The organism is Runella sp. R5_40, from assembly GCF_057652295.1.
In genome coordinates, this window is sequence record NZ_JBYFCH010000001.1 from 636,261 (window position 1) to 649,630 (window position 13,370).

Here is a 13,370-nt window from a genome sequence, read left to right on the forward strand (position 1 = left end):
ATTTATATTTCATTTATGTCAACCATCAAAACCGTACTTTTTGTCTGTTTTTGTGCTGTGCTTTTTTCCAAGTGCAGCCCCAAAAACTCGACAGCTACGCAACAACCCGTCCACCAAGACACCCCATTTTGGCAAGATTATAGTGTCAAATTTTACGCTCAACCAACCGACGGCACGCTGCTATCGGCCTACAGTGACCGCAATGGCGTCATTAAGGTTTTGACCGACAAGGGTCTTGCCCAACCTTATGATGGACATTTTTTGTACCACGGTAAGTTGCAACCCGACGGGACGTATCGACCGCTTAAAAACAAAAGAATAAGCGCGCTTGGCGTCTATGAAAGCCAGTTTGTTTATCTCGACGACAAGACCGTACTGAGCAACTCGTGGGCAGGAAAGCTTTTTTCAAAACACCAACTTCCTACAGCTCGTTTGTTTGCGGGTGGTGCTAATTTTGAGTTCTTGGTTTCGGATGGTAAAGCCCTTTACCTCGTCAACGATTCCAAACTTCTTTGGAAAGGTAGTTTGTCATCGGATGAAGCACTACAAATGAGCTACCAAGCCAGCAGCGGTACGTACTGGATTCTTAGCCGCCAAGGGCTTTATTCGTTCAAAAACAACCAACTAAACAAAGTTTTCAGCGGAGCTAACCTGACCGCCTTTGATGTTTCGACTGATAATAAAAAAATATTTATCGGTACTTCAGACGGTTACATCGAATGGGATATGGCAACGCAAAAACAAGTAGGAGACATCCGCAAAAAATTGCCTTGGACGGACATCACAGCCGTCAAAAGCATTGGCGACAAAATTTGGTTTGGAACCACCGACGGTGCTTTTGCGCTACGTGCTGACGGGAAGTTTGACTACTACAACGGAGAGCGCTGGCTTCCAAGCAACCAAGTCGTGCATATTTCGGAAGGCCCAAGTAACTCGGCACTGGTATTGACCAAAGGCGGGCTCGGCCAAATTTGTTTCAAGCAAATGACCCTTCACGAAAAAGCCATGTACTACGAACAACAAGTTCGCAGCCGTCACATTCGGAATGGCTTCAACGCCTCGCTCGACAACATGGAAAAAGGCAACATTGGCACGGGTTATTTGGCCGATTCTGACAATGATGGCCTTTGGACTTCCATGTATTTGGGCGGGGAAGTTTACCGTTATGCAGTCACCAAAGACCCAGAAGCCCTTCAAAATTGCCGTGAGGCTTTCGAGGCCATGGAGCGACTTTACAGCATCAACCCTGTGAAAGGCTTTCCTTCACGCTCGTATGAGCGCAGTGGCTTCATTCCTCAGTTATCCGACCCCGAACGTTGGCAGCATTCCGCTGATCCTGAATGGGACTGGAAAGCCACCACAAGCAGTGACGAGGCCGTAGGACACATCTTTGCCTTTGGCACGATGGCTGAGTTGATTGATGACCCATCTCTAAAAAAACGCGCTATCACACTGATAGACAGCTTGATGAGCCACATTGTTCAGAACAATTATTATTTGATTGATTTTGACGGGAAGCCCACGACTTGGGGGCGCTGGAGTCCTGAGTACGTAAATGCCATGCCCAAAAACGTGGGCGATCGTAAAATTACGTCGTCCAACATCGTAGCGATGTTACAAACTGCCTACCATTTTACGAAGAAAGAAATCTACAAGGAGAAGGCTTTTGAACTGATGAACAAACACGGCTACTTTGAAAATTTGATGCGCCCAATGAAAGAAATTGGCTCCGCTGCCGACGATGCCGACGCCCTCAGCAAAGTACTATCGGACGGCTGGAACCACTCCGACGATGAGATGTACTTTGTGTGTTATTGGGGTTTGTACCGATACGCCTTTAACGATACCCTCAAAACCCATTTCAAAGAGGCAATCATTGACCACTGGCAAATCGAACGCCCCGAGAAAGAAGGTGCTTGGAACATTTTTACGGCACTCACAGGAGCTAAAGACTTTGATTTAAACGAGTCGGTTTGGTATTTGCAAGAACATCCACTTGACCTCATCGACTGGAGCATTTCAAACAGCCACCGCAAAGACATCGAAAAACTTTCGCCCAACTTCCGTGGTCAAACCACGAAAGAGGTGCTTCCTCCCGACGAGCGCCCCGTACAGCGCCACAATGCCAATATGTTTGACCTCGACCGAAAAGGCAGCAATGGCACCTCAGAACACAGTGCTGGAGATATTTGGCTACTTCCCTACTGGCTCGGACGGTATTTGGGTGTTATTTCGGAACCTAAAAAGTAACCTTTGATACAACAAAAAAACCTCTCGGATGACGAGAGGTTTTTTTGTTGTGCTAACTACTAAAACTACTATGCTTTCTTAACAGGAGCTTTGGCAGGCGTTTTAGCTGGTGTTGCAGGTGCTGCTGGTGTTTCAGGTTTTGGGTTCAAGAAATCATCAGCTACTTTATTACCTGGATCAATTGTAATCAATTTTGTGAACCACTCTTTTGCTTTTGCGTCGTCTTTCAACGTAATAACGCTATAAGCACCCAAGATTTGGTAGAACGACTTCAAGTTAGCCTTCTTAGCTTCGTCCATTGGTGCTTTATCTTCTTCAGCAAGTTTCACGTAATTTTCCATCAAAGGAATCGCCAAACCATTGGCCATCGCTTCTTCACGCGTGTAAGCGTAGTAATTTGCTTTGGCACGTTGCCCGTGAGCATACAAGTAGTCAGGCTTACGTTCAAGCATTTGCTTGTAAAGCTCGTCTGCTTTCATGAAATAGTCACGTTTCTTTTGGCGCAATGCTGATGAATCAGCGCCTGTTGGGTAAATACGGTTAGCAACGTTGTAAAGTGGTAACGAAAGGTTAACAAGGTCCTGAAGAGATGGATTTTTTTCTCTCTTGATTACTTTTTCGTAGTACTCAATTGCTTTCTCGTAGTTTTTGGCACCGTTGTACATTGCTGCAATTTCTTTGTAGCCATTGTCAACAGTATCTATTTCAGCCGCTTTTTCCAAGTAAGCAACCGCAGCTGCTGTATCTGCTGGTGAAATACGTAGCATGGCATTACCCAAATAGCGATAGTCATTGTCAATCGCTTTTTGCGGAGCTTGTTGGATAAACTTCTTCAAGTTTTGAATCGCTTTGTCGTACTGATTTTCTTTGTACGCTGCCCATCCTTGCATACGGTAAAGCACATCGCTTGTACGACCACTGCTCATTACCTTGGCAATTTTTGTATTTACTTTGGCAAATTCTTCTGCCACGAAGTTAAACTGCGCACTGCGGAGCAATTCATCATCGGTAGCACAAACGCCAAGTTTCTCTACGTACGCATCCATGTAGCGTGATGCTGGTTTGTACTGACGAACGTAGAAATACAATTCAGCATACTCTTTGTTTGCTGGGCCGTATTCAGGATCCACTTCAATCGCCTTTTTAAAGTTCGTTTGAGCCAATTCCAAGTTACGTCCTCCCCAATAGATTTTGGCAATTTTTGCAAATGCTTTTCCTAAGCTAGGGTTGGCATTGATGGCATCTTCATAAGCCGATACCGCAGGACCTGCTTCCCCTTTGAGGTAAAAAGCATCCCCTTTCGACATATAAACCTCTTGGTTTTTAGCGCCGCTCTTCAACATAAGGGCAACCGCCAAATCAGCCAATCTGATAGATTCAGCAGGATCCGTCGTTTTGTAAATAGGCTTCAAAGAATCAATAACGATGTAACCAGTATAAGCCTCACTGATGCGCTGCAATACTTCTACATTTTTGTTCTTTGTCGATTTCAATACTTCGGCAAAAGTAGTTTGAGCAGCGGTACGGTCACCTTTTGCAAGCGCAACAGCGCCAATTCCTACTTTGTTAAGTGGGTTTTTAGGATCAGCCGTTAATCCTTTGTCAAAAGCTTCTTTGGCAAGATCAGGTTGTTTGGTACGTAAATGATAGTAACCAAGGTAGAACTGATTTTCTGCTGATGGTGTAGATGTTGCTAACTTTTCAAAAGTTTCTTTTGCCAAGCACGCTTGGTTTCCATCTAATTGTTTTAAACCAGTGGCAATGTCTTGGGCAAGTGCCTGACTGTAAACGAACGCACTTGCGGCAAACGCTACCAACCACGATTTGGATCTAATGTTCATCTTTCAGTAGGTTGTAATGTGGGGTGATTAGAAAAATTTGACTTTTAAACGGGAAACAAAACTATGAAATTGTCCTTTAACGGAAAAATATTATATCTCTTTCTTTAATATTACTTCCCGATTAAACGGTTTTGCAGGCCAAAGACCACATTTTTCGATAATTAAACTTCCGACATCTCGCATGATGTAGTTCAGCAATCCGCTCCCTAATCCTGCGTGCATCTCACGACTAATAATATATACCTTGCGAGCCAATGGGTAATTTCCAAAGCGTAGATTTTGCTGGAATGGTTGATAATAGTCCTGCCTTGTGGGCTTTTCTTTATCCGACACCGCCAATACCCTCAACCCTTTTGACAGCTCGGCGGTCAGGGGGACTTCACCGTCGCTAATCCAGTTAACTCCAATAAACCCTAAAGCATTGGGATTTTGGCGCACGTAATCAATGACTTTTTTATTCGAGCCTGCCGAAAAAATCTGCAAGCCTTTCAAATCAGTCAATCCAAACTTGTTCATCACAAAGTTAAGGTTGCTGGAGTTGGCATTATCAAATACCAATACAATGTCTTTTGTTTGTTGACTTCCTTCGAGCTGCGACCAGTTTTTAATCTGTCCTTTGAAGATACCTTCTACTTCTTTCAAGGTAATGAGGCTGTCTTCATTGGCCCTACTGGTGAGCAATGCTAGGCCATCTATGGCAATAAATTGGGGGCTATACCGAATCCCACGGGTTTTGAAGACATTCTGTTCGGAAGTGGTCAGTTCACGCGTTACAAAGGCCAAGCGGCTACTGTCTTCCAGTACTTTCGCAATTGCCAAATGTTCGGGAAGGTAGTTCACGTTAAACTTAGTGTCCGCGTGGGTTCCCACATATCCTTGACACAGTTGTTCTACCATTGGTTGAAGTGATTCATCCGATGTAATCGTTACAGTGCCATGAAAGGCGGAGTCGTTGGCTTGTTTGCACGAGTAGGTGGTGATGATACACACTACCACACTCAAAAAAGCAATAAGAACTCTATTCATTTTCACTTTTATAAAGACTATATCCACGATAGAACCGATACCCTCCATACACAATTAACATTGCGCCAAAAAGATACCTCAGTGCTCCAGAAGGGAGTACGCCAAAAGTAGCGGAGGAGGCCACTAAATAGAGGCCTCCTCCTAAATATGCCAGCCCTATAACCATCGAGAGTGATGACGACAGCTGCTGGTGAAGTGGTTTACGCTTCATACGTGCTATTATTCCAAGACGAAGCTAATTGGTAAGTTATATTTTACCCGTACGTTACGACCCGATTGTTTACCTGGTTTCCACTTAGGCATACCCTTTACTACGCGCTGTGCTTCTTCGTCGCAGCCAAAGCCTAGACCTTTAAGCACTTGGATATCTTGGATACTACCGTCGGTGTTAACAACGAATGTCAAGAATACCCTTCCCGACACGTTAGCGCGAGAAGCAGCGGCTGGGTATTTAAGGTTTTTACCTAAATACTGGCCTAATGCTGCCATCCCACCTGGGAATTCTGGGTTTTGCTCTACCACTTGGAAAATTTGTTCTTCTACAGGGGCTGCTTCAACAACCTTAACCTCTTCCTTTACAGGAGCTGTTTCTTCGGGAGCTACAATCGCTTCTTGAGCGTTTTCATCTCCTTCTTGGGTTTTATCAGCAACAACTGCTTTTTCCAATTCTTCCACTACTGGTGGTGGTGTTTCCTCGGGAACCTCCTCATCCTTTTTTACTTCAGGAGGAAGGAACTTAATCGTAGCCACTTTTGGCACCTCGATTGGTGGAGGTGGCGGCGGCGGCGGTTCGTTCGGGTCAATTGGCGGAGGTGGTATTTTCATCAAGTCAATTTCCTGCATGAATTGTTCCTCTTCTTCCTTTGGAATCAAGCTAATCAACGCAGGAGAAAGCATCGCCAACACAAAGATGGCACCACCAATCAATACTGATTTAGTGAGGGTTGGACGATAGACTTTTCTGAGGTCATACGCACCATACGCTTTATTCCGATTCTCGAATACTATATCATCGAGAGTCATCGCGGTTGATTTATTTTCAGCCATTGCGTTTGGTTAGTTTTTAAGTTACAATTAATCCGCTTTGTCGCCCAGGAGTGTCTTCTCACTATCAGTAAGAGCATCTACAAGGGCATAACGCTTACTTTTAGTGACGGCCATTTCATCAAGGGCATCCACCATATTTTTGTAAGTGCTACTCTTCAACGGTTTGATAACGCAGACGAATTGACTCAGCCCTTTGTCATCTTTACCGTGTTCACGATCAACTTGAGCCTGCGATTGAAAAATCAATCCACGCAAATCTTGACCATAAGACACTTTTTTAAGCTCTGCTTTTGCCTTATCATCATCCGCTGCTAGGCGATCTAATGCCCACACAGTGTTATCCTTACCTAGAAACAAGGTCAATACCTTAGAAGCTTTTAATGGCTCAGTTTCTTGGTTTTTAACATCCGTTTGTTTGTCAGGCACTGCCACCGACATTGATGAAGGCTTGCTAAGAGTAGTGGCCAAGATGAAGAACGTAATAAGCAAGAAGCCTAAGTCCACCATCGGGGTCATATCTACACGGGTTGAGGCTTTTTTACTGCGGACTTTCTTATCACCATGTCCGCCACCACCTTGTGCTATTTCTGCCATTTTCTTATACGAATTTTAAAAGTGGTACAAATTAGTCAGCCTTCCAGCCTTGAGGAGGTGCCTCCGTTCCCGTAATCAAGTTAAACTTGTTGATGTTTTGTGCTTGCAATGAGCCCATTACATCTTTAAATACTGGGAACTTAGCTACGTTATCACCTTTGATGGCGATACGAAGCCCACTGTTAGCGCGACGGGCTTGATAAATCCATTTTGCTAACTCGTTTTGCGCGGTTGAATCGACAGGGATACCTGGTTGATTAATCTCCTTCAACTTATCTGGAGTAGTAGCTCCAACTTGCAACCATTGAGATAATCCACGGATGGGTACACCAAAGTTTGCTTGAAGTGAGAAGATTTTTTTCTGCTTATCCGAAAACTGTACACCTTCTGTTTGAGAAATATTCTCAAGCATGGCAATACGAGTCGTTGGATTGTCAACACCAAAGTAAACTTTACCGTCTTTACCGATGCTAATAATCATAAGATCCTTATCGGGAACTTTAATCGCCGAGATAGACGAAGGAGTTTCGATGGTTGCAGCATCCTGAGATTTGAACTGAGCCGTCAAGATAAAGAAGGTCAGTAGAAGGAATGCCACGTCGCACATCGCCGTCATGTCCATCATCGGATAATTCCGCTTGGGTTTTAAAGCAGGCATAATACGTTATGGTTTGATTGACTATACAAATGTAGAACATTAACAAATACAAAGCAAATATTTATATATAATTTTTTTATATATAACATTTACCTTGTTTCGCCCATAATTAGTTATGAGCAGAGAAGTTTTGTTGAATGCTCAACCCGATTTCGTCAATCTTGTACGTCAACGTATCAATACGGCTAGTGAAATAGCTATACATGATGGTTGCAATCGCAGCAGTACCGATACCAAGGGCCGTGTTTACAAGGGCCTCCGAGATACCAGTTGCAAGAGCACCTGTATCAGGAGCACCAGCGTTACCCATCGCCGCGAACGCACGAATCATACCCAATACCGTACCCAAAAGAGCCGTCAAGGTAGAAACTGATGCCAAGGTAGCAATGATAGTAAGGTTTTTCTCAAGCATAGGAAGCTCAAGGCTTGTTGCTTCTTCAACTTCTTTTTGAAGAGCAGCTAATTTTTGGTCTTTTGTCAATTCAGTCTCTGTACGAAGTGATACGAACTTGTGAAGAGCTGTTTTAACAACATTACCTACTGAACCTTTTTGTTTGTCGCACTCTTTGATAGCGCTTTCAACTTCGTTTTTGTCAAGTAGGGATTTTACTTTGCGAACGAACTCATCGATTGAACCTGAACCATTTGCACGGCCAAGGATGAAGAAACGCTCAATTGAGAAAACCAATACGGTTAGGAAACAGGTAAACAACAACGGTACGATTGGGCCTCCTTCATAAACGATACCGAAGTAGTCTCCCGACTTTGGACCTTTCTCGTGGTCGCCGTCAACAAAGTGGCTAGGATCACCACAAATGTACTGATACGATAAAATACCAATGACTAGCAACACAGGGATAACCAAAATTGGGTTTAGACCACCTGCTGATTTTTTTGGAGCGGCCGCCTTGGCCGGTGCTGGAGATGTAGCCTTCTTTTCCATCAGACTTACTTTTAGGGTTTAATTGAAAAAATAGTTTAAGTGTTTGCGCTGTAAAGAAAACGAAAATATTAAATGGGTAATGCGTTCGCCAAGAAAATTTTTATTGGCGATTCTCTGAAATAGTTACAAAAAATGCGGTGAACGATTCCCAAAAATACATAAAAATATCACCTTTTGGGATTTTTGAGTGGATATTTTAATCTCCCCTCCTTCTCTTTTGAGTAGCTCAAAAGGGCTATTTCTACCCCCTAAAAGGCTCAAAAAAAGAGCATTACCCTATTTTATCACTTCTATAACTATACCTCTGCCAATAAATAGACAAAAGCTAAAACCAAAGAAAAGCAGAGGATTATTTTACTCTATGCCTCTCTTCAATTTTTGGAAAAATAAATCAAAGTATCAGAGGTCGCGTTCAATAATTTGTTGACTCTGCTTGTCCTTCAAAATGATTTTGTGACGCCCGTCGTGGGTTACTTCCTCTTTGATGAGGTAATAATGCTCGTCGTACTCTACTAACGTAGTTTTTTGGGACACCCCTTCTTGCCCACGCCAAACTGGCAAAACGACGGGCTCCCACTGCTTTGTTTGTGCCGACCGGTAGGCGGCGTCTATGACCGCATTGACGACATAGCCATCATAAAATGTCTCGGCAGGTACAGCGCCTTCTTCATACGCATTAAACATGTCCGTAAACATGTGGTTATATCCTAAATCGTTCACTTCATCTCCTACTGGAAACAACCAACCAGTATTACTTTCTGCCTTTTCAGCTACGTACTCTCCTCCTGAGCCGCTTGTGTACATTTCAAATCCTGTCCTCAAAAAATTATTAATCCAAATGGTACCTTCTGTACCCATCACTTCGTCCCGTAAGTCCATCCCTCCCCGAAACGTCCAACTCACTTCCAACTGCCCTATGGCTCCGTTTTCGTATTTGACAAGGGCGATTGCATGGTCTTCGGCATCAATCGGCTTCACTTGCGTAGCTGCCCAGCACATTACTTCGACGGGCTTGACGTCTTTACCAATAAAGTTTCGCGCGATTTCGATGCAGTGGCACCCCAAATCTAAGATACAACCTCCCCCCGCTTGTTCTTTGTCCCAGAACCAATTGCTGTGGGGGCCAGGGTGCGTCTCGCGGGATTTTGCCCATAGAATTCGCCCCAATGCTCCTTCTTTTACGCTGGCCAACGCTTTTAGAAATTTGGGGGTATAGCAAAGGTCTTCCAGATACCCGCCAAATACACCCGCCTCTTCTACTGCTTGCATCATCCGTAGCGCTTCTTCGGCCGTCCGCCCGAGTGGTTTGGTACATACTACTGCTTTTTTGTGTTTTACACACAACATGACAGCAGCTTCATGGAGATTGTTGGGCAATGCTACGCACACCATTGTCACCTCAGGATGGGCAATAACCTCTTCCATGTCAGTCGCCCAAAAAGAACAGCGGTAGTCTTCCGCAAATTTTTTAGCGTTGGCTTCACTCCGCGCATAAATCGCTACCACACGGTCGCGGCTGCGCTGACCATGAATAGAATCGGCATAAAAACGCCCAATAAACCCCGAACCGAGCATGGCTATCTTTTGCATACAATCTGATTTGTTGATAATTAGAAACAAGTTTTAGAAAAAAGCATTTGTAGTAAACTTTTTAATGATGAGTTTTTGTTAGTACTTTTGCAATACAGTTGCAAATAGATATGTCGAGAATTATTTCTGTTACATTAAATGTAGGTTTAACGGGGCTGGTGCACTTGCTGTGTTGCTGGTTGCCTTTGGTGGTAGTCCTTTTTAACGGAGCTTCAATTGCATGGCTGGCCGAGTACCGTGCTCCATTGATGGTTCTCCAATTAAGCGTGTTGGCTTGGTCTTTTTACGATCTTTATCTAAGATCTTCTCACGTGGCTTCTCTTTTTGAAAAACGTGTTTTTTGGACTGCGGTGGCTCTTACTGTGGTGCTTAACATCATCCCTCACCGTTATTTTCAAGCCGAAGATAGCCGCTTGGCGCAAGCACAGTTTGAGCGTATTCGTAGCACACGAGTGGCGCAATTTGAGTTACAAAAACCACCCAAATCGGTTGAAAAATTAAGCATAACCTTGCAGTCGGTAGAAGGCGTAGTACCTTCACAAATAAAACTTAACGATGAAGTGGTGTCGGTCAGGTATTATTTGGGAAAAACCTCAGAACAAACTATCTTGGCTGCACTTCGTCAACAAGGATACGAAGTGACAACAATTGACTAACCAATAACTCCCAACCTCAAAATGAAAACATTCATCCACCGTACGTTTGTTTACGGCTGTGTACTTGCCTCGTGTAGCTTCGTGTTTGTGGCGTGTGGGCCAGACAAAGACCCAAAAATGGAAGAAGCAGGTAAAATTCACTTGGCTTCCATGGAAATTGAAGAAGCACTGCACGAACAAATTGAGGGAATTGATTCGTTGAAAGTAGTTTTGAACGATAAAAAGAAATCCCTAACTGATGCCGCAGCTATTGCGAGCATTGATTCGACAGTGGCGCAGTTAGATGCTGTAGCTAAATCGTTTGAGGAATGGGAAGAAAACTTGGTTGAAGTGCCAGGACTTCCTCACGAACACCACCACCACGAAGGCGAAGAGCATCACCACCACGACCACAAACCAGCACCTGAGGTTTCGGGCGAACAAATGATTGAAATTCAGAAAGAAATAAAAACGAACATCGAAAAAATCAAGGCCGATTTGGAAAGTGTTCAAGAAAGAGTGAAGAAGGTTTTATAGTTTTATAGTCCATGGTCCATAGTCCACGGTAATTAAAACCATCGACTGTGGACTATTGACCATGGACCATCGACTATCGAGGTACTTCTATTTTTTGTAAAATTTGAGCGACAACATCGTCAGGTGTTGCTCCTTCCATTTCTCGTTCGGGCGTTAGAACAATACGGTGACGCAACACAGACGGCGCCAATTGCTGAATTTCTTCTGGCGTCACAAAATCCCTTCCACGAATGGCAGCCAAAGCTTTGGAGCTATTGAGCAATGCCACCGACGCCCTAGGCGAAGCCCCCAAAAACAACGATTTGTTATTCCGTGTTTGCACAACCACTTGCGCAATGTATTCTAACAGTTTGTCTTCCACGTGAACTTGGTGCGTTTTACGGCGCAGCTCTGCTAGTTGTTCAGGCGTTAATATGGCCTGTACGTTTGCAATCGCCTCGGCCATATTTAACCGTAAGTGATGCCCACGAAGCACTTCTACTTCCTGCTCTTGGGAAGGATATTTTACCACAATTTTAAACAAAAAGCGGTCTAACTGCGCTTCGGGAAGACGGTAAGTGCCTTCGTGTTCTACTGGGTTTTGGGTCGCAATCACAATAAACGGGCTGCCCATGGGATAGGTAGTTCCGTCAACGGTTGCTTGCCGTTCTTCCATCACTTCAAACAAAGCCGCTTGGGTTTTGGCAGGAGCACGGTTGATTTCATCGACCAAAACAATATTTGAAAAAATCGGTCCTTTCCTAAACTCAAAATCCGTGTGTTTTGGGTTAAAAACCGACGTTCCCAACACATCCGAAGGCATCAAGTCGGGCGTGAATTGAATACGGCTAAATTCAGTAGCAACAGTGCGCGCTAATAGTTTAGCCGTCAGCGTTTTTGCCACCCCAGGCACTCCTTCGATAAGTACGTGTCCGTCGGCTAAAATTGCCGTCAACAACAAGTCAATCGTTTGCTGTTGCCCCACTATAATTTTCCCGATTTCGGCTTTGATGGCTGTTATCGCGTCGTTGAGGTCTTGTAAGTCGATTCGTGATTCAAAATCCATAAGAGAAAATGGCAGTTATTTAACGCGTTCGTAAAAATCTTCGATACGGTGATGTAAACTCAGGAGCGCAAATTCAGACAAGGACGTAGTGCGCTTGGCATGGGCTATTTCGCTGAACAGCAACTCAATATCCATCCGAGGAAGCCCCGTTTTTTGGATAAGGTCTTCTATAAATTCTTTGTCAATTTCGTGGGTACGCAGCCCAAATCGCTCGCGGATGTAGAGCAGCAAATGTTGAATTTTCTTTTCAGCAATGTTATCGTGGTCACCTTGCTGAAAGTACATTTTACCAATCGTTTGCACAAACTCTAGCGACGTATTCTTCGGTACAGGCAACACAGGAATGACACGTTGGGTGCGCTTTCCCGCAAAAATAGCATACAGCAATAGGCCAAACAAAATCAAGTAATATGCCCATGTCAGTGGCGGCTGCGTCATAATATACCTAAAAATCGACTGCTCATCATCCCCAAAACGGCCTTGTTTTAGGTATTCATCCCAGTAAACAGGCAAGACGGGTAAATAAGACAGCGATTTAAACGCAAAATCAGACGTTTTGGAAGGTAAAGCGTAATAATTGGTCAAAGCCAGCGGCAGGTTATGCAGATAAAAAGCCCCTTTCCCGTACTTTATCTTTAGGAAAATAGGCTCATTTCGGGCGTTTTTAGCCAAAATTGTCACGTTTTCAGGCTTTTTTATCAAAAAATAATTGCGACCATCGTCTTGTGCGAACACATATCCTCCTTTTTTGGACAAAGCAGGGTTCACAAAATTCATCACCAAGGCCGTATCTCGTAACGTTGGGTCTTTGAGCGTCGCTATTATTCCCAACGTTTTTACCAACGTATCTGGAAAATAATAGGCCGAAATAAAGACATTATTTCCTCGCTTTGCGTAATTGAGTAGCTGTTTTTGGTCGTTTCTGTCAATAGTAAACTCTCGACAAACAAAAATGTAATTGCTTTTGGGCAGGGTTGGGTTTTCTGAAAGATAATTATAAATCGGCACCCGTAGCTGCGTCACTTTTTCATTTTTGAAGACATCAGGCAAAAGTTCATAGGTAGCTTTTGTGCCAAAAGGGATTTTGTCTTTGTTGGAATAGGTCGGCGTCCAATCAATGGGTTTAGGACGGTAGTATTCAAACAGGCCGTAGGCTACGACTGTCAACAATAAAAACCAAAAGTAGTAACTACGCCAATTCACC

The 13,370-nt window shown here is 43.9% G+C and carries 12 protein-coding genes; 3 read left to right on the forward strand and 9 right to left on the reverse strand.

Annotated elements, in window-relative coordinates:
• Positions 1-15: 15 nt before the first annotated feature.
• Entirely contained in the window at positions 16-2,250 is a 2,235-nt protein-coding gene (locus AC23N5_RS02740; RefSeq protein ID WP_487754393.1) for a hypothetical protein, read from the forward strand.
• Positions 2,251-2,318: 68 nt separating this feature from the next.
• Here the strand turns inward: AC23N5_RS02740 and AC23N5_RS02745 are convergent, their stop codons facing one another.
• The 7 genes from AC23N5_RS02745 to AC23N5_RS02775 form a co-directional block, all read right to left on the reverse strand.
• On the reverse strand, positions 2,319-4,091 hold the full coding sequence (locus tag AC23N5_RS02745; RefSeq protein WP_487754394.1) for a tetratricopeptide repeat protein: 1,773 nt from the start codon (positions 4,089-4,091) through the stop codon (positions 2,319-2,321).
• Positions 4,092-4,181: 90 nt separating this feature from the next.
• Positions 4,182-5,117, reverse strand: coding sequence for a PstS family phosphate ABC transporter substrate-binding protein (locus AC23N5_RS02750; RefSeq protein ID WP_229601417.1), 936 nt, complete (start codon positions 5,115-5,117; stop codon positions 4,182-4,184).
• A gap of 219 nt (positions 5,118-5,336) precedes the next feature.
• Positions 5,337-6,164, reverse strand: coding sequence for an energy transducer TonB (locus AC23N5_RS02755; RefSeq protein WP_183977435.1), 828 nt, complete (start codon positions 6,162-6,164; stop codon positions 5,337-5,339).
• Positions 6,165-6,191: 27 nt separating this feature from the next.
• Positions 6,192-6,758 (reverse strand): ExbD/TolR family protein, encoded by a 567-nt coding sequence (locus AC23N5_RS02760; protein WP_028523793.1) that lies wholly within the window; start codon positions 6,756-6,758, stop codon positions 6,192-6,194.
• A gap of 31 nt (positions 6,759-6,789) precedes the next feature.
• Entirely contained in the window at positions 6,790-7,416 is a 627-nt protein-coding gene (locus AC23N5_RS02765; protein WP_183977437.1) for an ExbD/TolR family protein, read from the reverse strand.
• A 109-nt stretch (positions 7,417-7,525) separates the two neighbouring features.
• Complete coding sequence (locus AC23N5_RS02770) at positions 7,526-8,359, reverse strand: MotA/TolQ/ExbB proton channel family protein (RefSeq protein WP_183977439.1); 834 nt, start codon at positions 8,357-8,359, stop codon at positions 7,526-7,528.
• A 399-nt stretch (positions 8,360-8,758) separates the two neighbouring features.
• Positions 8,759-9,949, reverse strand: a complete 1,191-nt coding sequence (locus AC23N5_RS02775) for a Gfo/Idh/MocA family protein (protein ID WP_183977441.1) — start codon at positions 9,947-9,949, stop codon at positions 8,759-8,761.
• 110 nt (positions 9,950-10,059) lie between these two features.
• Between AC23N5_RS02775 and AC23N5_RS02780 the strand changes: the two genes are divergently transcribed.
• Positions 10,060-10,605 carry a heavy-metal-associated domain-containing protein gene (locus AC23N5_RS02780; protein ID WP_487754395.1) on the forward strand — a complete coding sequence of 182 codons (546 nt, stop codon included), beginning with the start codon at positions 10,060-10,062 and terminating at the stop codon, positions 10,603-10,605.
• Positions 10,606-10,626: 21 nt separating this feature from the next.
• Positions 10,627-11,121, forward strand: a complete 495-nt coding sequence (locus AC23N5_RS02785; RefSeq protein ID WP_183977443.1) for a hypothetical protein — start codon at positions 10,627-10,629, stop codon at positions 11,119-11,121.
• A 73-nt stretch (positions 11,122-11,194) separates the two neighbouring features.
• On the opposite strand, the gene AC23N5_RS02790 is transcribed toward AC23N5_RS02785, so the two are convergent.
• Complete coding sequence (locus AC23N5_RS02790) at positions 11,195-12,166, reverse strand: AAA family ATPase (RefSeq protein ID WP_487754396.1); 972 nt, start codon at positions 12,164-12,166, stop codon at positions 11,195-11,197.
• Positions 12,167-12,181: 15 nt separating this feature from the next.
• Positions 12,182-13,369 carry a DUF4350 domain-containing protein gene (locus tag AC23N5_RS02795; RefSeq protein WP_487754397.1) on the reverse strand — a complete coding sequence of 396 codons (1,188 nt, stop codon included), beginning with the start codon at positions 13,367-13,369 and terminating at the stop codon, positions 12,182-12,184.
• Between the last annotated feature and the right edge of the window lies 1 nt (position 13,370).

Coding starts and splice junctions, on each gene's coding strand:
- AC23N5_RS02760 (WP_028523793.1), bottom strand. CDS start 6,758: ATGGCAGAAATAGCACAAGGTGGTGGCGGACATGGTGATAAGAAAGTC.
- AC23N5_RS02785 (WP_183977443.1), top strand. CDS start 10,627: ATGAAAACATTCATCCACCGTACGTTTGTTTACGGCTGTGTACTTGCC.
- AC23N5_RS02755 (WP_183977435.1), bottom strand. CDS start 6,164: ATGGCTGAAAATAAATCAACCGCGATGACTCTCGATGATATAGTATTC.
- AC23N5_RS02770 (WP_183977439.1), bottom strand. CDS start 8,359: ATGGAAAAGAAGGCTACATCTCCAGCACCGGCCAAGGCGGCCGCTCCA.
- AC23N5_RS02780 (WP_487754395.1), top strand. CDS start 10,060: ATGTCGAGAATTATTTCTGTTACATTAAATGTAGGTTTAACGGGGCTG.
- AC23N5_RS02765 (WP_183977437.1), bottom strand. CDS start 7,416: ATGCCTGCTTTAAAACCCAAGCGGAATTATCCGATGATGGACATGACG.
- AC23N5_RS02750 (WP_229601417.1), bottom strand. CDS start 5,117: ATGAATAGAGTTCTTATTGCTTTTTTGAGTGTGGTAGTGTGTATCATC.
- AC23N5_RS02790 (WP_487754396.1), bottom strand. CDS start 12,166: ATGGATTTTGAATCACGAATCGACTTACAAGACCTCAACGACGCGATA.
- AC23N5_RS02775 (WP_183977441.1), bottom strand. CDS start 9,949: ATGCAAAAGATAGCCATGCTCGGTTCGGGGTTTATTGGGCGTTTTTAT.
- AC23N5_RS02745 (WP_487754394.1), bottom strand. CDS start 4,091: ATGAACATTAGATCCAAATCGTGGTTGGTAGCGTTTGCCGCAAGTGCG.
- AC23N5_RS02740 (WP_487754393.1), top strand. CDS start 16: ATGTCAACCATCAAAACCGTACTTTTTGTCTGTTTTTGTGCTGTGCTT.